Raw genomic sequence first — 18,426 nt, forward strand, 5'->3', positions numbered from 1 at the left:
ATGCCAGTCGATAGACTCTTTCCAGAATTTCTCCAGCGAGAAGACGGGGCACCGACCGACGACGCGGTGCTTCACGAGTGTCGACACTGCGGATCGAAGTTCGAAGAGAGCGTCGAGCAGTGTCCGGTCTGTGACTCGACGGAAATCGCGACCTACGAGTTCCCCACCGGGACCGGCGAAACCGAAGACGAAAGCGACGATAGCTAACCGAAGGCGAAGACGATGGGACCGTAGGCGAAGGCTGCGACTACCCGTCGTACCCGCGAACGGACCGACCCCCTTTTGCCCTCGGGGACGGTACTCCGCCTGTGAAATCGCTCGAGGCCGAACTCGAGACGGCGCGTTCGCTTTCGGTCGCCACCCTCGCCGATTCGATCGAATCGATCGGGTTCGATTGTACCCGCTGTGGGGCCTGCTGTACCGGCGAAGACGACGGCGAACACACCGCGACCGTCTTCCCGGACGAAGTTCGTGAACTCACCGGCGAGGGCGGCGAATCCCCGGAAAGTGAGGCGCAATCGGCGTCCGAGTCGTCGACCGACCGCGACTGGCGGGACGTCGCACGGCCGATGCCGTACGGACTCTCCGAGGGCGCTGGCGGTCTCGAGGGCGAGACCTTCGAGTGGGCGCTTCAGACCGACGGCTGCGGGGATTGCAGCTTTTACGAGGAAGACGACGCGGGCGTCGGGGCCTGTACCGTCCACGCGGATCGACCGCTGATCTGTCGTACCTACCCGTTCAGCGTGGCGCTCGCGGGAACCAGCCAGCCGATGGGTGAGGCCGTCGACGAAGCGGGTGTCGTCCGCGCCCACGAGTGCGAAGGACTGGGGCGGGAAATCGAGCGCGACGAGGCGGAGGAACTCGCGACCGCATTAAAAGAGCGAGCGATCCGCGAACTCGAGGAAGCGATCGCCGTCCGCGATGCGTACGAACCCGCCGACCCCGATCCGGGCGAGGTCGTCGTCCACGACTCCGAAGGGGCGAAACGGGTCGACGGGACGCCACTCGAGACGGGCGTCGACCGAACGTGAGTCGAGATGCGGCGCTTGCCGACACGGATCGATAGGAAGTTGAGCCCCGTCGTCGAACACCGACCATGACGATCGACTGGGAGACAGTCACACACGTGACGAAAGTCGATCCGGCGAAAGACCTCCCGCCGGATCTCACGGTACTCGAGGGCACAGATCTGATCCTCGTTGGCGGGTCAGACGGCGTTACGGAGGCCAACACGCTCGAGGCGGTCCGCGAAATCGACGCTTATCGGCCGGACGTCCCGGTGTGTCAGGAGCCGAATAGCTCGACGCACGTCTCGACGGAGACGATCGACGCCGTCGACGCCCTCGCGGTGGCGGCCGTCTACAACGGCGACCGCGAACACTTCGTCGGCAAGCACGTCGACCTCTTTACCGAAATCGGCCGAAAGCCGGACGAAATCACCGGCTCGAGCGTTCCGGGCGTCGGCGGTTTCGTCGAATCGAAAGGCGTCGACGTCGTCTCCGACCTCGCGTCGAAGATATTCGGCGAGGGATACGTCGTCCAGAACCTCGAGTCGACTGCGGCGACGCGTGCGGGCGTCGAAACGACGTACACGCCCGAGCAGGTCGCCGGCGCGGCGCTCGCGACGGAGACGTTCTACGGCTTTCCGGTCTTTTACGTCGAGTACTCCGGAACGTACGGCGGGACCCGGGACGTCGAAGCCGCGTCGAGATACATCGAGGAGACGACGCTGCTGTACGGCGGCGGAATCGACAGCGGTGAGAAAGCGAGCGCGGTTCTCGACGCCGGCGCGGACGCGGTCGTCGTCGGCGACTGTTTCCACGACGATCCCGAGACGTTCCGGGAGACGATTCCAGATCGGTGACGGTTCACGGATCGGTTGGCGTGTTGTGAGACCGACGTGACCGACTCGAGATTGGTCGCTCGACGGTATACGTCGCGCTTTCGGACGTTCGTTCCGGGTGCGCGATGTGCACCCAGCCGTTCTGACGGGACCATCACTCGAGTCCACGCGACGTTCTCACGTGTGGACTCGAGAAATCCCGTTGGCTCTAAAACGTTTCTTCGATGATTTCGCCGACCGCGAAGTTGGACTTGACTTCGGTGACTTCGATCTTGACGCGTTCGCCGACCTCGGCTCCGGGGACGATGATGACGTAGCCCCGTTCGACGCGGGCGATTCCGTCGCCCTGTTTGCCGATGTCCTCGATTTCGACGTAGCGCGTTTCGCCGACGTCGACCGGCGGCTGCGGTTCCGACGGCGCACTCTGGGGTTTCGTCGATGGCGTCGTCTCGTCGCCAGATTCCTCCGCACGAGAGATGAGTGCGACGCGGTAGACCTCTTCCGGATCGATGTCGCCGGTTTCGATCTCTTGACGTGGTACCTCGATGACGTACCGGTCCTCCTCCGCTGAAACCTCCGTACTGAACAGACACAGGAGTTTTTCAGATATTTCCACAGGTATACCCTCAATATCTTCTCTTATCCCCCTCCGTAATAGAACTACCGACCGAACGACGTCGATTTCACAATTTGTCCGGCCTCGATGGCCCCCTCGAGCCGGCAAGACGGACAATCGTACGTCGTTTTCGGTGGGCTCGTGACCCGTCTACGGTCCCACCAGTGCGTATCAATCCGCCCGCTCGAGTCGCCGGACCGTCGCGAACCGCGATACGTCGACATCGAGGTCGAGATCGGCGTCCGAAACGGACTCGTACGGTCGGCCGACGACGATATCGCCGGCGGTCCGGTCGCCGATTCCCGGGATCGCCGTGAGTTCGTCGATCGATGCGTCGTTGAGGTCGAGTGGGTACGGGACACCGGTGACGGATCGGTAGCCGTGATCGACGATCGCGACGTCGGTCGTCTCGTCGAGCGGTCGTTCGCCTGGAATCCCGACCAACAGCGGGTAGGTTCCGAGTTGCCGCCCGAAGGTCCGACCGTCCTGGTGGTACTCGAGGTGAACGTCCGGAAGGACGGTGCCCGGCGGGGCGACCCGCTCGAGCATCGGGTTGTCGATCTCCTCGCGAACCCGACGCTTGTACCGTTTGAAGAGGTCTTTGTGATCGTTCGCGATCTCGGCTCCCGTATCGGACATCTCCGTACCGGCGAACGACATCACCTGTCGGATGTTGACCCGACGGAGCAGGTAGCCCTCGTCGTAGACCCGACGGAGGAACTCGCGATTCCGTTCGTAGGTCTCCTCGCGTTCACCCTTGAGTCCGTGCAACAGGTTGATGCCGGGCAATAGCTTCGGCAGTCGGCGCGTCGCGTCCTCGCCGAACGTCGGACCGGTTCCTGGCTCTTCTCCGGGTCGCCAGCCAGCCTCCTCGTTGACGATCCTGACCGCCTCGAAACACTCCTCGGCGCTGACGTTCAGGTTGTTCTCCTCCTGGACGACCGGATCCGCGGACTCGAGGCCGAACGCAGCAGTGTCGCCGGCCGTGTTGTGCTCGGCGATGATCCGAATCCCCTCCCGGCTCTTCTCGGGCCAGTTGACGACCGTGATGGGATTCATATTGTCCAGATGCAGCGTCTCGAGGTCGGGTGCTACCTCGCGGATGCCGCCGTACAGTTCCCGAAGGGCCGCCGGATTCGGCGCTTCACCATCGCCGCCGTAGGCGAGGATGTCGGCCTGCCGGCCGATTCGGAAGTGTTTGACGCCGTGATCTGCGAGCGCGTCGACCTCGTCGACGACGGTCTCGGGCGGTCGAAACGACGGATTGCCATACAGCGGCTCCGTACAGAACGAACACCGGTAGGCACAGCCACGCGACGTCTCGAGTTCGCAGATGAGGTAGTCGGGGTGGTTCGGGTGGTGTTCGACGACGAACGCACCGTCGCGCGCCCATCGCGAAACTTCCTCGACGTCGCGCATCCGATCGTTGAACCCTTCGAGACCGCTTTCGACGAGATCGTACACCGCCGCCTCGACGTCGCCTTTCGCGACGAAATCGAAATCCAGATCCTGTCGCTCGGTCTCGGTCGCGCCGGCGTTTTCCTCGCCGACGCCGAACTTGACGGGGCCGCCCATGAGCGTCGTCCCGGTCGCCGTCCAGGCGATCTTTCGTACTTCGTCGGGTTCGGCGGGCGTCCCGCCGACGTACTTTCCGGGGACGGTCATTCCACCGAGGTAGATCGCGAGATCCGCCGTATCGACGTCCTGCCACCGGTCGGGTTCCTCGCGAAGTCCGTCGATCGTATGATACGTAATCCCCTCTCGCGGAACGCCCGCGTCCACGAGCGCTCCCGCCGTGTATCGGGGATACGTCGAGACGTACGGCGGCACCCCGAAGTGGGCTGGCTCGTCCACGTAGCCGTCGACGATCGTCACCGACAGCGTCTCGGGGTCAGTCATGTCCCGAGGTAGCGCCTCGAGGGGTAAAACGGTGACTACATCCGAATCGACGTCGGAGATATCCGCCGGAGACGCCCAGCGTTGATATGCCTCGCGACCGTCGCGTCCGCTATGCCACCGACAGAGGAGGTTCTCTGTACCGACGACGACTGCTTTCTCGACCTGTTCGAAAACCACTACACGTACGACGTCCCCGACGACTTCGACGTGTCACAGCTTTCCTGTCCGGTCTGTGGTGGTGTCGACTGTCTCGAGCCAGTCGAGCTGTATAGTAACAACTGATACGGTTTACTGTAAGTCATTGCCGGCGCACCCGCGACCCGGGCGGCGGGTGCGCCGGTACACAGTTACAGTAATCCGTATGAAACGGTGTACACACCGATCGCCAGACGATCGGCGATCGGGTGTGCAATGACGTTCAGTGGCTACTATAGTACTTCGTCCCGTTCGAGACGGTGCGACCGTCGGTAGTCACCGTCAGACATTTATTTCCATTCATCAAAACCAATAAGAAGGAGGGCCTCGTAGCTCTCCATCCGACGATGATCCCCGCATCTAGCCCCACTTTCGCTCGCCGGCATAACCGAACGACGACCCCAGCCGCCCTCGCCGGAGGTGAACACGGGTGAGCCTCGAGGATATCGGGACGTCGGTCGGCGACGCGCTCTACCGACAGATCGGTCGCGCGAACGGCCACGTTCAGCGCTATCGATCGCTTTCCGTCGACGTCCTCGAGGGCGAATCCGCGTATCTCGTCGTCTTCGACGCTCCCGGGACGGAACCGGACGACGTCCAGGTGAGGTATCTCGATGGTAACGTGAAGATTCGAATCGAACGGTTTCGTGAGTTTCGAGACGGATATCGGATGCGATTCCCCGGTCGCGGAATGGCCCTCGACGGCGAAGCCGAGTTGCCGTCGGACGCGATCGTCGATCCGGACGCCGGGACGGCGACGCTCTCCGAGAGCGGAACGGTTCGCATCGAGATTCCGAAGGACGTCTCCGGGACCGAGACCGAGGGCTCCGAGAGGGCTGATCCAGCGGTCGCCACCGTCTCATCCGACGCGGACGAGGTTGCCGTCGACGATTGATACGGTTTACTGCAAGTCAGTACCGGAGCGACCGTGGGACGGGACCCGGTCGCTCCGGTAAACAGTTGCACCAATCCGTATGAGCCTGTTCCGGTCGATCGTAAACAGGTCACGGTCCTCCCGGGACGTTGGGACAACAACCCGTATGAGTCGGCCTGTCGTAGGAAGGCGACGAACGGCTACTCTTCGAACGTCAACGTCATCCCCTCCGTGACGTCGAACGATTCGTCGCCGGCGAATCGCGTCGGGTCGAACGCGGCCATCCCCTCCTCGTCGACTATCTCTCGAGCCACCCGCTCACCGATCGCTGGCGCGCGCATGAACCCCTGGCCCTGGAAGCCGGTAGCGACGTAGATACCCTCGCGGAGTTCGCCGACCAGCGGGTTTCGATCGGGCGTGGCCGTACAGAGACCCGCCCAGGATCGCTCGAGATCGAACTCGGCGTCTGGGAGGCGGTGAGTGAGCCGATCGAGCAGCGAGGAGGCAAACTCCGGATCAGCGTCTCGATCGTACTCGTCCGGATCGGCTTCCCGCGTTTCGGTTCCGTTGCCGACGAGGATCCCGTCCGGGTGTGGCCGAACGTAGAAGTCGCCCGTCGCATCGTAACAGATCGGCTCCGAGAAGTCGCTGTCAGCCACGAGCGCCTGCACCCGGTACGGTTTCATCGCGATCGGAATCCCGGCATCGGCGAGCAGTCGCTTCGTGTGTGCGCCGGCGGCGACGAGAACGGCGTCGACCTCGCGTTCGTCTCCCCTCTCGGTGACGATCCGCGATGGGTCGGTCCGGACCTCGACCGGCGTCTCGGTCTCGAGAGTGACCCCGGCACCGGTCGCCGCCGCGGCGAGACAGGCGGTGTATCGTCCCGGATCGGTGTACCCCGCCGCGCCGGCGATCCCCGCGACGGCGACGTCGTCGGTCCGAATCGACGGAAATCGTTCGGCCAGCGAGTCGGGCCCCACCTCGAGTGCGATGACACCGTTTTCTTGCATCCGTCGGATCCCCTCGCGGACCGTCTCGATCCGGTCGTCGTCACCCTCGCGAGCCAGCCAGACGTAGGGACACTCGACGAACGAAAACGTGTCCTCGCCCGAAATCGCTCGAAATCGCTCGATCGCCTCGCCGGCGAGTTCGGCGTCCAACGAATCCGTGAACGCGTCGTAACAGATTCCCGCAGCGCGCCCGCTCGCGCCGCTTGAAACCGTGTCTCGCTCGTACAGCGTCACCTCTGCCCCCTCGAGCGCGAGTTCGTACGCGGCAGTGACGCCGACTGCGCCCGCCCCGACGACGGCGACCGTCAGATCCTCGCCACGGTCGGTAAGCGCGTCGGAGTCGACCGCGAGTTCCGTCGGAGATCGGTCGGAGCCAGTCATCGGGTACCACGAAGTGAGACGCCTCGCGAGGGGTTCTCGAGTGGCTGTTTCCGACCGGGACGGCAGTTCATTACTGATCCTGTGACTGATATCATAGTTGTGCGTGCGTCCGGATCATACTTATGCAGGGGGGTCAGCTTCAACTTCACTTCCGAGTGGGCCGCTTCCACGACACTCCCGTGTTGGCCGTTCCCCACTGATCGGGGTGGTCCGCCCTCACGCGTCGGGATGGTCCGTCCCAGTCGTGTCCGGACGGTCCATTCGATCCGGCGTGTCGAACGCCGTCGCAAGCTCGAGCAACTGGACGAGAATGCGGCCCGTCGCGCCCCAGACGGTGTAGCCGTCGACGTGGAAGTAGTGAACGACGATGTCGCCGTAGTAGGGATGACTCCGGCGTTCGTACTCGTAGTTCGACGGATCGAGCAGTTCGGATAGCGCAAGGACGACGATCTCGGCGACTTCGTTGCCGTCTCGTTCGTACTCCCGATCCGGCACGCGCGCGACGAACGGAGTGACGGCGTACTCGGTGACCGTTCGGATGTCGTCCAGTTGCCCCACGACCTCGGCCTCCTCGGGAGCGAGGCCGATCTCCTCGCTTGCCTCGCGCAACGCCGTCTCGAGGATCGAATCGTCGATCGCCTCGGCCCCACCGCCGGGAAAGCTCATCTGGCCCGGATGCTCGCCGAGGTGGTCCGCCCGGCGAGTAAACAGGAGGTGATCCTCGCCGTTCCGGTCGATAACCGGTGCGAGAACGGCCGCGTCGTGTGGTTGATCGTCGATCTCGGTCGGCGTGTGTGTGACGACGGGATCGAAGTCGAAACGAGACATCTCAGTCGAGTTCCTCCGTCAGTCGCTTGCGGTCGCTCGTCAGATCGACGGGTGCCCACGCCTCGACGTCGTAACTGACGTCGACCAAGTGCTCGAGTCTGTCCTCGTCGCCGCGGTCGATCGCCGCATCGACGGCGTCGGCGAACCGCTCGCGCGTCGCCTCACCGAGGGCCGCTCGGTCGAGGCGCCGTCGGTCGACGTCGAGGATGTGTGGCACGTCCTCGGCGTGGTCCGGGACGGACGGGAACGCGGTCGGGCCGGCGACGAGCAGCGTGCGATCGTCGGTCGGACGTTCGAATCGCACGAGCGCGAACGAGTCGAGGGCGTCCGCGATCGCTTCCTCGAGAGCCGCGTCGTCGACGGACCGTCCGTCCGCGCGGAAGGCCGCTTCCTCGAGCGCGCGCTCGAGTTCCGGGCGAGTGAGCCCGCCGAAGAGATCGACCACGCCGGCCAGTTCGTCGGCGGTCGCGTTCATACCCGCCCCAACGGGCGGTCCGCTGATAAAGATTGATAGCGCCGATCGCCGTCACTCCTCGCCACTCTGCCGTCGGCCCGCATCCAGGACGGCATCGGGGGCCAGCGGCACGTCCGTCCACCGGGGAAGTCGTCGATCGGGAGCCGGTCGGCCGATCGCGTCGGCGTAGCGGGAGAGTTGATCCCGTTCGTCCGACTCGTCGAACTCGAGGCCGTTGAACGCCGCGTCGGCGCGATACTGCGCGAGCAGCCTCTCACCGGCGGCGCGGTACCGGTCGGGAAGCGTTTCGTACGCCGGATCGACGCCCCGTTCCTCGACGACGCGCAACAGCGCCGTGGCGACCGCGCGGCTCATCCCCTCGAGTCCGGCGTCGCCGGCGATCACGCGGTGGTCGTGGACGTGTCGACCGAGATCGACCTGGGCCGTCCCCGAAAACCCGGCGTGATCGAAGGCATCGCCGAGCGTCCCGACCTCAAGTCCCCAGCTTCGCGGGGAGCGCAGACGGCGAGCCAGGGAGGCGCTCGCGGCGAACTCGCCGGCCAGGGCGTACCGGAACGCGCCGAGGTACTCGAGGATCGGGGCGTCCTGGGCCGCCGAAAGCGCTGCGACGAGTGGTTCGTAGAGCAGTCTGAACAGACGACCGTAGAGGCGTCCCTCCTCGACCCGGGCGTAGTACCCCTTCGAGAACTCGTAGCCCATCGTCAGCGGGGCCAACAGACGCCTGACGTGGTCGGCATCGTAGCTCCGCGCGTCGGCGTCGTGGACGACGATCCACTCGCCGAGGTCGGCGGCGGGACCCAGCGCGAGCCAGACGTCCCGGCCTTTGCCGCGTTCCCCCGAGAGTCCCGCCGACTCAAGGAGCCCGTCGACTGCGGGGGAGTTACACCACAGCGGCCACAGCGGCAGCGAGAACGACTCGAGCCACTCGCAAACTGAATCGATGCGACCTGCCGCCGCGCGGACGGGAACGAGGACGGCCGCGAGGTCGAGCGACTCGAGTTCCGAGAGCACCCGGTTTGCAGCCGGGCTTTCGTACTCGCGGTCGGTCATCGGAACGACGACGACCGTTCGACGGATCGCGCGCTCGAGGTCGGCGTCTGCGCCGCCCGCTGGCCCGCTCTCCCCGAGGTCGTGGAGCGTCGCGATCCGCTCCTGGACGAACTCCATCGGTGAATATTTCGGCCGGATCGACAAAACGACCACGGTCCGAGAACCCGGACGACGATTCACGACGCCGTATCGACTGCTGTCTAACCCGATGAACCGTCACAGCAATTCGTATGACACGTTCGATGGGATCCCCCACCCGGGAAGTCGTGATATCCTCTATGGCGAATGGTAGAAAGCCCCGGTCTTTTTCTCCCCTACCTTCCTACAGGGTGAACATGAAATCAGTCCGGAAGGCACTGCGTGAAGGCGACCTCGAGAAAGACACCTACGATCGCCTCGTCTGTAGCGAGTGCGAAAAGCCCCTGAAGACTGAGAACGATCCAAACGAGATCAAAACCGTTCGGATCTGTCCGGATTGCGACGCCGAGTGGAAAGAGATCCGATAGTCGCCGAATCCGTCACGGACCGATCGTATCGCGGTCGTCCACGGACGACAGTCAGAGTGCAACCGTTCGTGGGCGTCACGGTGACCCGGTATCGCCGGCGTGGCGTTTTATCGCTCGCCGGCCAGTGCGGAAAAGAGCCGTTCTTCGAACTCGGTCTTGTCGACCCCCTTCGACGGGCCGATCCCCCGCATGTGATCGACCGAGAGCTGACCGCCGCCCATTCGCGCGTGCCCGCCGGCGTTCGCCATCGGAATGTCGCTGACCGCGTGTCTGAGTGTCTCCCCCATGTGGACCCGGTCGTCGCGGGAGCGACCGGACAGGTGAATCGTTCCGTCGCTTTCGCCGTAGACGACGACCGCCGTGACTCCCTCGAGATGCATGAGTTCGTCCGCGGCCTGTGGGATCGCGTCGACGTTCGAAATCGTGCCGACGTCACAGATCGCGAACGGGCCTTCCACCCGCTTTTCGGTGATCGCAGTCGCCTTGATCTGTAACACGTCGTCGCTGACCTGCGGGTTGGCGATCCGCTCGAGCAGGTCCTCGTCGATCGTATCGAAGAGGTACGCGCTGGCGTCGAACTCGGCGTTCGAACAGCCGTTCGTCAGGTGGTTCGTGTCGGCAAGGATGCCGTACAGAAGGCCGGTCGCGAGTTCCGACGTGAGTACGAAGTCACCACCGTCGTCGTCTTCGTCGGTCTCTTTGACCGCGCCGAGTTCGTCGATGTACTCGGCGACGATCGTCGCCGCCGCGCCGTAGCCCGTCCGAACGTCGGTGAACTTCGTCCCCGCTCCGTTTCCGGGGTGGTGGTCGACGACGGCGACCGGTTCGACGGTCTGTGCCCCGGTGAACCCCCGCGGCGTGTTGTGATCGACCAGTACGACAGCCTCGGAGGCGAGTTCGGAACTCGATTCGACGGTCTCGAGGTCGAGACCGAGGACGGTCCGGAACGCGCGGTTTTCCTGGTGTCGAATCTCACCGGAGTATTGCAGCGTCGTTTCGGTGTCGACCGAGTCGGCGATCGCAGCGACTCCCATCGCACACGCCATCGCGTCGGGATCGGGGTTCGGATGCATCAAAACGGCCACCTCGTCGTAGCCGGCCAGCACGCGCTTGAGACGAGCGCCGGGCGGACGGCGGAACCAACTTACGAGCCACCACCCCCCGAGCAACAGACCGGCGACGGCGAGGACCAGAAGAGAGAGAATCAGCGGATCGAGCGATGAAAGAGTTTCGACAACACCCTCGAGCGAGGAGACGTCTACCCCGACGAGCGTACCATGTGCCGGGGCGTCCGAATGGTCCATATCGGACACTCAAATCGAATACCCATGAAATTTCCCCCGATTTTGATGTGTTTTGGCGTCCGAACCACGTCCGACGGGGTGCGGTCAACGTACGTAGTCGTCGATCGCGTCGCGATACCCCTCGCGAAACGTCGGATAGCTGGGCTCGTAGCCGAGCGCTCGGAGTTTCTCGTTTGAACACCGCTTGCTCGTCAGGAGTCGTCGTCTGGCGGCCTCCGAGAGATCGTCCGCGAGTCGCTCGGCTTTCGTCCGCTTTGGCGGCTGTTCGACGCCGCACTCGTCGGCCAGCCAGTCGGCGAACGACCACTTGTCGACGGGTTCGTCGTCGACTACCTGCACCGCTTCGGCGCGCGCGAGATCCTCCGCGAGCAGATAGCGGACCGCTCCGGCGGCGTCGTCCCGGTGAACCATGTTCAGGTATCCCTCAGTAACCGGCCCCTCGAGGTACCGCTCGAGGCGGTATCGGTCGGGCCCGTAGAGGCCGGCGTACCGCGCGACGGTTCCGTCGAAGCCGTACTCCGGCGGGTGCTCGAGTGCGATCCGTTCGGCCTCCGCGAGCACCGCCGTCTTCTCGGTCGTCGGCTCGAGCGGCGTCTCCTCGTCGACCCAGTCGCCGTCGTGATCGCCGTGAACGCCCGTCGAAGAGGTGTAGATCAGCCGTTCGGGCGGGTTTTCCCGTTCCCCGAACGATTCGATCGCGGTTCGGAGCCCCTCGACGTACACCTCGCGCGCGGCGTCGGCCCCGCGACCGCCGCTGCTGGCGGCGAAGACGATCGCGTCGGCATTCGGAACGGCCGCGAGGTCGTCCGCGTCGGTGACGTCCGCCCGGACCCCGTCGAATCCGGCGTCCTCGATCCGCCGAACGCCGTCCGCGGAGCGCCGAACGCCGGTTACGGTGTGGCCGCGCTCGACGAGCTGTCGGCCCAGCTCGAGTCCGACGTATCCACAGCCCAGAATTGCGATCTCCATACGGCAATTCGCCGGCCGTCGAGCATAATAGCACCGCTCGCGGCATCCTCACGTCGAGCAGACGCCAGTCAGGGCATCCCGTCGACGATCACGTACTGGAGGTGGACGTACTCCGCGAACGACATCGGCGCGCGGCGCTCGATCTTTTGCTGGATCTCCTTGGCGTCCAGATCCATCTCGAGTTCGCTCTCGACTGCGTCGACGTCGAGAACGGCGGTCGACATGCCGAGCAACAGGTGTTCACAGGCCATCGTCACGATGGTCTCCGGGTCCGCCGTCCCGTCCGCGAGCGACTGGATCGCAGCCGCCTCCTCGAGCGAGATGTCGGGCGACTCGCCCGCCTGTAGCGCCTCGACATCTTCGCGGTCGACGTCGGTCCGCTCGGCGACCGTCGCCGGGTCGCGGCGCTCGAGGACGGTCTCGAGGTCCGCGTCGTACTCCGCTCGCAGTTCGCCGGGCGAGCCGGGGACGGACGTCCGCTGTTCGTGGAACATATCGGGACTGACAGCGGTCGTCCTCAAGTGAGTTACCATCCCGAGTCCGGAGGACGCCGGGTCGGACGGATCTCGAGCCGTCGGACAGGTTCGCTGTGACCAGACGTGTGTCAGCTATCGTAGCCACTGCAGGTCAGTGGACACCCGATCGCACGAGGAGAGCGCGGTTCGGAGCGCACGCGGTTCGGAGCGTACGCGGTTCGGAGCGAGTGGAACGAGCGAGAACCGCGGAACAGCGAGCGGGGAACGAAGTGACCCGTGAGCGAGTGAAACGAGCGAGAACCGCGGAACAGCGAACGGGGAACGCAGTGACCCGTGAGCGAACGAAGTGAGCGAGAACCGCGAAATGGCAAGTGGGGAACGCAGTGACCCGTGAGCGAGTGAAACGAGCGAGAACCGCGGATAGTACGATCAGTGTGTGGATGGTTGGAATAATTTATGACACGATCCGGCACTCGGCGGAACGTGACGGATAGATTATCGGAACGTTCAACTTGCCTCACTCGTATGACGGTCGTATGAAAGTCGCCCTGATCGGAGTCGGTCAGGCCGGTGGGAAAGTCACCGAACGGCTCACCCGGTTCGACGCGAACATGGGTTTCGATGCCGTCCAGGGTGCCCTGGCCGTCAACTCCGCAGAACCAGACCTCCACTCCCTCGAGTTCGTCGATACGCAGCTGATCGGTGCAGACCGTGTGAACGGTCACGGTGTCGGCGGCGATAACGAACTCGGGGCCGAGATCATGCAATCGGACATCCAGCAGGTACTCGGCCAGTTGGATGGACGAATCACCTCACACTCCGAGGCGATCTTCGTGATCGCCGGCCTCGGCGGCGGGACGGGAAGCGGCGGCGCTCCCGTTCTCGTTCACAACCTGAAACAGGTGTACGACGTACCGGTCTACGCCATCGGAGTTCTGCCGGGACGCAACGAAGGAGCGCTCTATCAGGCGAACGCCGGCCGCTCGCTGAAAACGTTGCTCAGGGAAGCCGACTCGACGCTTCTGATCGACAACGACGCCTGGCACGAACAGGGAGAGAGCGTCGAGAGCGCCTTCGAATCGATAAACGACAAGATCGCCCGCCGCATCGGGCTGTTGTTCGCATCGGGCGAAGCGACCGAGGGGGTCGGCGAGAGCGTCGTCGACTCGAGTGAGGTGATCAACACGCTTCGCTCGGGAGGCGTCTCGGTGCTTGGATACGCGAGCGAACTCGCGGCCGAGGACAGCGGCGAGAACATTCAGGTCGCGATGAGTGTCGCGAGACAGGCGCTGCTGACGGGGGCGAGTATGCCGAACGCAACGTCCGCCGACGCCGCGTTGCTCGTCATCGCCGGCCAGCCGGATCGGATCCCCCGAAAAGGGGTCGAACGGGCTCGTCGGTGGGTCGAAGACGAAACGGACAGCATGCAGGTTCGCGGGGGTGACTTCCCCATCGACAGCGACCGTCTCGGTGCGCTGGTCCTCCTCGGCGGGGCCGAGCGGTCCGATCGCCTCGACGAGTTCATGCAACGCGCCCGCGAGGCGAGCAAGAAAGAACAGCGCAGCGTCGAGGAAAACGTCGAACAGTTCACCGACGATCGTATCGAAAATCTGTTCTGAGCGACTCTAGTAATCGTTGAAACGACTCCGCTTGCTCGCACGCAGGCGGCCAACGCCACCAGTGTTGGCCGCTGATCCGCCAGTGCTGGCCGCTGATACGCGAGCGGGAGCGCAACGACGGGAAACGACTTCGATATCACGGACCCGTTGCGGCGACCGACCGCCTCGAGACCGGCAGAAAACTAATTCGGTCGCGTGTACCTTTATATGCAGTCCACCACTCCTTGTTAGTGTCCAACACGGCCAATGAGCCGTCTGTTAACGGTTTTCACGGCTTTTCCGATCGGTACATTTAAATTACAGGCGACAGTACTCACGGGTACCAGAACGCCACCGGGGCGCGTATCGCTCGACGATCGATGACAGGAAATCTTATTCACCGAGGTTTCGCAGATCGTGAGCGGACGCTCTCGACGGACGACCGCTGGGCGCCGATATTTCACCGACGCGCCAGCCGTCAGTCGCCGTCCCGGTGCGGGTATGGCATAGAGGTTTGACTAACACATGGTAGACGAATCGAAAAACATCGAACTGACAGAAGACGACCTCGCGAACAAATCGAAAGGACAGCTCATCAAAATGGCCGGCCAGCTCCGGGATCGACGAAACGATCTCAACCAGATGGCCTCCGAGCGAGCCTCGAAACGCGACGATCTCAACGCGAAGACGCGTGAGAAAGTCGACGAGGCACAGGAACACCGCGAGAAACGCGACGAGCTAAACGAGCAGGTCCAGGAACACAAGGACAAGCGAAACGAGCTCAACGCGGAGGCCAATGAGCTGTTCGACAAGGTCGAGAAGCTCAAGTCGGATATGGAACTCGACGAGGGCAAAGACCTCGAGCAACTCGAGGACGAAATCGAGCAACTCGAGTTCAAACAGCAGACGGAGGTCCTCTCGAGCGAGGAGGAAAAAGAGCTCATCGAGAAGATCGAGTCGAAACGGGAGGAGTACGAAGATCGCAAGTCGAAACTCGACCAGAACGAGGATCTCGAAGGACTCGTCGAGGAAGCTGAAGAGGTCCGCTCGGAAGCGTCCAAACACCACCAGAAGGTCACCGAACTCGCGGACAAGGCCCAGGAACATCACAACCAGATGATCGAGGCCTACCGCGAAGCCGACGACATCCGCGACGAGGCCGACGAGATGCACGAGAGCTTCGTCGAGGCCCAGGAGGCCGCCGACCAGCACCACGAGGACTTCGTGCGCGTCCAGAAGCGCCTGCGCGAACTGGACAAAGAAGAGGAAGAAGAGCGCAAGTCCGAACGCGACAAGAAAAAGGAAGAGGCCAAAGAGGAGGCCGAGGAGATTTATCAGAAGTTCAAGGAAGGCGAGACCCTCGACACCGAGGACCTGATGAAACTCCAGAAGACGGGACTGCTCTAGACGCGGTCGTCACTTCGATTCGTCTTCCGTCAGTTTTCGGCCTGGCGTGAACGTTGTCCCAGCACCAGGCCCCGCAGACGGCGGTTGCGGTGGGCGAGTCTACTGTCACCATTACCTAAACCGAGGCGCTAATGCCCCTTCCTCAGCGAGCGCCGAAGGCGCGAGCAGGGAGGGGATACAGCGTCCCCAGAAATCTTCGATTTCTGGTGTGCGAACGAGACGCGGAGCGTCTCGTCAACGCCGCACGTGTTTCTTGGACTGCTCTACAGCAGGCCCGCAGGCCCATGCTATCGGTAGCCTTATGTTTCTACCTAGTGTAAACATTGGTAATGGATCGGTACGAGGTCGAAGGCCACGAAGTCCACGAAGCCGAAGTCAAACCAACCGGGAACGGCGCTCACGTACTTGTTCCCAAGCGGTGGCGCGGTGCCACCGTCAAGGTCGTCCGCGTCACCGATCCGTCCGACGAAGACGAGTAGACCATGCGATACAACTACAGGTATCGGCTCAATCCGACCGATGAACTCGACGACCGATTAGCGTGGACTGTCGATACCTGCCGACAGGTCTACAACCACTTCCTGCACCGACTCAACCGCGAGGACGGCACGTCGGCCTACTCCGAGCAGTCGGTCCTTCCCGACCTCAAGAACTGGTGGACCGAGTTGAAGGGGGTCCACTCCAAGGTGTTACAGAAGGTCGTCCAACGGCTGTACGACAACCTCTCGACGCTGAAGGCGCGGAAGGACAACGGCTACCGCGTCGGCGAACTCAAGTGGAAAGGCCCGCAGGAATATCGCTCGATCAAGTACAGTCAAACCGGCTTCGAACTCAACAACACGAGTGGCCGTACTGTACTCTCTCTTTCAAAAATCGGCGATATTCCGATGGTCTACCACCGAGACGTTCCCGACGACGCCACGATCAAAGAGGTCGTCGTCAAGCAGGAACCGACCGGCGAGTGGTTCGCCGTCCTTGGAATCGAAACCGAAGACGACGCACCGCCGAAGCCCAAGACACTCGAGGACTGTGTCGGAATCGACGTGGGTATTCTGAAGTACGCCCACGACACCGATGGAACAGCCGTCGAACGTCCTGACCTCTCGGACGAACGCGAACGGCTGGAACGCGAGCAACGGAAACTCTCTCGGAAAGAGCATGGGTCGGAGAACTCCCGCAAACAACAGCGAGTCGTCGCCAAGCGCTACGCCGACCTGAAGCGCAAGCGCCAGGACTTCCTGCACAAGCTCTCGGCGTACTACGCTCGAGAGTACGACCTCGTGGCGGTCGAAGACCTCGACGCGAAGGGGCTGATGGAACTCCCGCCGAACAGCCGCAACCGTGCCGGGGCGGCGTGGGGAACGTTCCTCCGGATGCTCGAGTACAAGTGCGAACGCGAAGGCACGCACTTCGTCGCCGTCGATCCAGCCGGAACGACAAAAGAGTGTGCAGCCTGCGGTGTCTCGGCCAACAAACCACTGTGGGTCCGCGAACACTCCTGTCCTTCCTGTGGCTTCACGGCTGACAGGGACTGGAATGCGGCCTACAACATCTTGGTACGCGGACTGAAGCAAGTAGGGACGGGCTGTCCCGAATCAACGCCTGCGGAGACTGCGCTCCCTACGGGAACCGATTCGGTTCCTGCAAAGCGCGTCGTGGAAACAGGAAGCCCCACCCTCAAGGAGCGAACGGCGTCAGCCGTGAGCGAGTAGGGTGGGGAGGAAGTCACAGTGTTCGGTACTGGAGTCCCAACTATCGGGACTCGAGACGGGCGGTCCCGGTAGATTCCACGCGCACGGACAGCCGACAACGCACTTTTTAACAGTTCGGGCCGTCCAACGTTCGGTATGACTCGAGGTGAGATCGATGGTCAGTAAAACCGGGGTCGGTCGACTCGCGATCGTTCTGTCGGCGGTGGTACTGTTCGCCGTCGTCGGTGTGGGACTGTTCGTCATGTATCCGGAGACGCTTGCGGACCTGTTCGGCGTCGTCCTCGCGATCGGCGTGTTGCTCGCCGGTCTCAAGATCGCAGGAAACGTCGCCGGATCGTTGTTTCCCGGCTACGACGTCGCCGAGGTCGCCGTCGAGGGGCCGATCACTCGCGACGGCGGCGGACGGTTCCCCTCGAGTCCGGGCTCGACGCCCGCCGACGATATCGTCGAACAGATCGACCGAGCCGAGGAGGACGACAACGTCCGTGCGCTCCTGTTGAAGTTGAACACGCCCGGCGGCGAAGTCGTCCCGAGCGACGATATCAGGCTCGCGGCCGAGCGCTTCGACGGGCCGACGGTCGCGTACGCCACCGACGTCTGTGCGAGCGGCGGCTACTGGATCGCAAGCGGCTGTGACGAACTCTGGGCGCGCGAGGGATCGATCGTCGGTTCGATCGGCGTCATCGGCTCCCGGGTGAACGCCAGCGAACTCGCGGAGAAGGTCGGCCTCTCCTACGAGCGACTCGCCGCAGGCGAGTACAAGGACGCGGGCACGCCGCTGAAGGAACTCGAAGAAGACGAACGCGAGTACCTCCAGGGAGTGATCGACGACTACTACGAGACGTTCGTCGAACGCGTCAGCGACGGACGCGACCTCGAGCCGGAGTTCGTCCGTGAGACCGAGGCGCGCATCTACCTCGGTGACTCCGCTCACGAACTGGGTCTCGTCGACGAGTTGGGCACTCGTCGCGACATCGAGGACGAACTCGCTGACCGGCTCGGAACCGACGACGTGGCAGTCGAGGAGTTCGAACCTCAGCGGCCGCTGATGGCTCGCGTCGGTGCCGGAGCGAGAGGGATCGCCTACGCCTTCGGAGCCGGCATCGCCGGGCTGGCCGAACAGCGGGAGTTTCGTCTCCGACTCTGAGACGGATTGGTGTACCGATGGACCGGCACACCCGCCTCCCGGACCGCGGGCACGTCGGAACTGACGGACAGTAAACCGTATGAGGGCAACCGGGAACGGCTCTCACGGGATGGACGCGCTCGAGTGACCGGTGCGT

20 protein-coding genes are annotated in these 18,426 nt (G+C 63.5%); 11 read left to right on the forward strand and 9 right to left on the reverse strand.

Annotated features, from left to right (window positions below; genetic code table 11):
- From EA473_RS01975 to EA473_RS01985, 3 genes are all read left to right on the forward strand, one after another.
- Positions 1–207, forward strand: coding sequence for a hypothetical protein (locus EA473_RS01975; RefSeq protein WP_124193975.1), 207 nt, complete (start codon positions 1–3; stop codon positions 205–207).
- 101 nt (positions 208–308) lie between these two features.
- On the forward strand, positions 309–1,031 hold the full coding sequence (locus EA473_RS01980) for a YkgJ family cysteine cluster protein (RefSeq protein WP_124193976.1): 723 nt from the start codon (positions 309–311) through the stop codon (positions 1,029–1,031).
- Positions 1,032–1,096: 65 nt separating this feature from the next.
- Positions 1,097–1,864 carry a heptaprenylglyceryl phosphate synthase gene (locus tag EA473_RS01985; protein ID WP_124193977.1) on the forward strand — a complete coding sequence of 256 codons (768 nt, stop codon included), beginning with the start codon at positions 1,097–1,099 and terminating at the stop codon, positions 1,862–1,864.
- A gap of 187 nt (positions 1,865–2,051) precedes the next feature.
- On the opposite strand, the gene EA473_RS01990 is transcribed toward EA473_RS01985, so the two are convergent.
- Positions 2,052–2,459 carry a TRAM domain-containing protein gene (locus tag EA473_RS01990; protein ID WP_124193978.1) on the reverse strand — a complete coding sequence of 136 codons (408 nt, stop codon included), beginning with the start codon at positions 2,457–2,459 and terminating at the stop codon, positions 2,052–2,054.
- A 171-nt stretch (positions 2,460–2,630) separates the two neighbouring features.
- Positions 2,631–4,358 (reverse strand): radical SAM protein, encoded by a 1,728-nt coding sequence (locus EA473_RS01995; RefSeq protein WP_124193979.1) that lies wholly within the window; start codon positions 4,356–4,358, stop codon positions 2,631–2,633.
- Between the two features lie 111 nt (positions 4,359–4,469).
- On the opposite strand from EA473_RS01995, the gene EA473_RS22065 reads away from it, so the two are divergent.
- Both EA473_RS22065 and EA473_RS02005 read left to right on the forward strand, forming a co-directional pair.
- On the forward strand, positions 4,470–4,640 hold the full coding sequence (locus tag EA473_RS22065; protein ID WP_165875176.1) for a DUF7559 family protein: 171 nt from the start codon (positions 4,470–4,472) through the stop codon (positions 4,638–4,640).
- A gap of 343 nt (positions 4,641–4,983) precedes the next feature.
- Positions 4,984–5,448 (forward strand): Hsp20/alpha crystallin family protein, encoded by a 465-nt coding sequence (locus EA473_RS02005; protein ID WP_124193980.1) that lies wholly within the window; start codon positions 4,984–4,986, stop codon positions 5,446–5,448.
- Between the two features lie 179 nt (positions 5,449–5,627).
- Here EA473_RS02005 and EA473_RS02010 read toward each other — a convergent pair whose 3' ends face one another.
- The 4 genes from EA473_RS02010 to EA473_RS02025 all read right to left on the reverse strand — a co-directional run bounded on the left by EA473_RS02010 (position 5,628) and on the right by EA473_RS02025 (position 9,288).
- On the reverse strand, positions 5,628–6,818 hold the full coding sequence (locus EA473_RS02010) for an NAD(P)/FAD-dependent oxidoreductase (RefSeq protein WP_124193981.1): 1,191 nt from the start codon (positions 6,816–6,818) through the stop codon (positions 5,628–5,630).
- Positions 6,819–7,034: 216 nt separating this feature from the next.
- Positions 7,035–7,646, reverse strand: a complete 612-nt coding sequence (locus EA473_RS02015) for an NUDIX hydrolase (RefSeq protein WP_124193982.1) — start codon at positions 7,644–7,646, stop codon at positions 7,035–7,037.
- Position 7,647: 1 nt separating this feature from the next.
- Positions 7,648–8,121, reverse strand: a complete 474-nt coding sequence (locus EA473_RS02020) for a DUF7109 family protein (protein ID WP_124193983.1) — start codon at positions 8,119–8,121, stop codon at positions 7,648–7,650.
- 51 nt (positions 8,122–8,172) lie between these two features.
- Positions 8,173–9,288 (reverse strand): glycosyl transferase family 2, encoded by a 1,116-nt coding sequence (locus tag EA473_RS02025; protein ID WP_124193984.1) that lies wholly within the window; start codon positions 9,286–9,288, stop codon positions 8,173–8,175.
- A gap of 218 nt (positions 9,289–9,506) precedes the next feature.
- Between EA473_RS02025 and EA473_RS22070 the strand changes: the two genes are divergently transcribed.
- Positions 9,507–9,677 (forward strand): HVO_0758 family zinc finger protein, encoded by a 171-nt coding sequence (locus tag EA473_RS22070; RefSeq protein WP_165875177.1) that lies wholly within the window; start codon positions 9,507–9,509, stop codon positions 9,675–9,677.
- Positions 9,678–9,784: 107 nt separating this feature from the next.
- Here the strand turns inward: EA473_RS22070 and EA473_RS02030 are convergent, their stop codons facing one another.
- The 3 genes from EA473_RS02030 to EA473_RS02040 form a co-directional block, all read right to left on the reverse strand.
- Positions 9,785–10,981, reverse strand: coding sequence for a DHH family phosphoesterase (locus EA473_RS02030; RefSeq protein ID WP_124193985.1), 1,197 nt, complete (start codon positions 10,979–10,981; stop codon positions 9,785–9,787).
- Between the two features lie 84 nt (positions 10,982–11,065).
- On the reverse strand, positions 11,066–11,950 hold the full coding sequence (locus tag EA473_RS02035) for an SDR family oxidoreductase (RefSeq protein ID WP_124193986.1): 885 nt from the start codon (positions 11,948–11,950) through the stop codon (positions 11,066–11,068).
- Positions 11,951–12,018: 68 nt separating this feature from the next.
- Positions 12,019–12,444, reverse strand: coding sequence for a DUF5791 family protein (locus EA473_RS02040; RefSeq protein ID WP_124193987.1), 426 nt, complete (start codon positions 12,442–12,444; stop codon positions 12,019–12,021).
- Between the two features lie 518 nt (positions 12,445–12,962).
- Between EA473_RS02040 and EA473_RS02045 the strand changes: the two genes are divergently transcribed.
- From EA473_RS02045 to sppA, 5 genes are all read left to right on the forward strand, one after another.
- On the forward strand, positions 12,963–14,045 hold the full coding sequence (locus EA473_RS02045; RefSeq protein ID WP_124193988.1) for a tubulin/FtsZ family protein: 1,083 nt from the start codon (positions 12,963–12,965) through the stop codon (positions 14,043–14,045).
- A gap of 504 nt (positions 14,046–14,549) precedes the next feature.
- Entirely contained in the window at positions 14,550–15,431 is an 882-nt protein-coding gene (locus EA473_RS02050) for a coiled-coil protein (protein ID WP_124193989.1), read from the forward strand.
- A 329-nt stretch (positions 15,432–15,760) separates the two neighbouring features.
- Positions 15,761–15,910, forward strand: coding sequence for a DUF2080 family transposase-associated protein (locus EA473_RS02055; protein WP_006666493.1), 150 nt, complete (start codon positions 15,761–15,763; stop codon positions 15,908–15,910).
- Positions 15,911–15,913: 3 nt separating this feature from the next.
- Positions 15,914–17,143, forward strand: coding sequence for an RNA-guided endonuclease InsQ/TnpB family protein (locus EA473_RS02060; RefSeq protein ID WP_124193990.1), 1,230 nt, complete (start codon positions 15,914–15,916; stop codon positions 17,141–17,143).
- Positions 17,144–17,297: 154 nt separating this feature from the next.
- Positions 17,298–18,290, forward strand: a complete 993-nt coding sequence (gene sppA / locus EA473_RS02065) for a signal peptide peptidase SppA (protein WP_124193991.1) — start codon at positions 17,298–17,300, stop codon at positions 18,288–18,290.
- The last annotated feature ends 136 nt before the right edge of the window (positions 18,291–18,426 follow it).

The organism is Natrarchaeobius chitinivorans (genome assembly GCF_003841505.1).
Taxonomy (GTDB): Archaea; Halobacteriota; Halobacteria; order Halobacteriales; family Natrialbaceae; genus Natrarchaeobius; species Natrarchaeobius chitinivorans.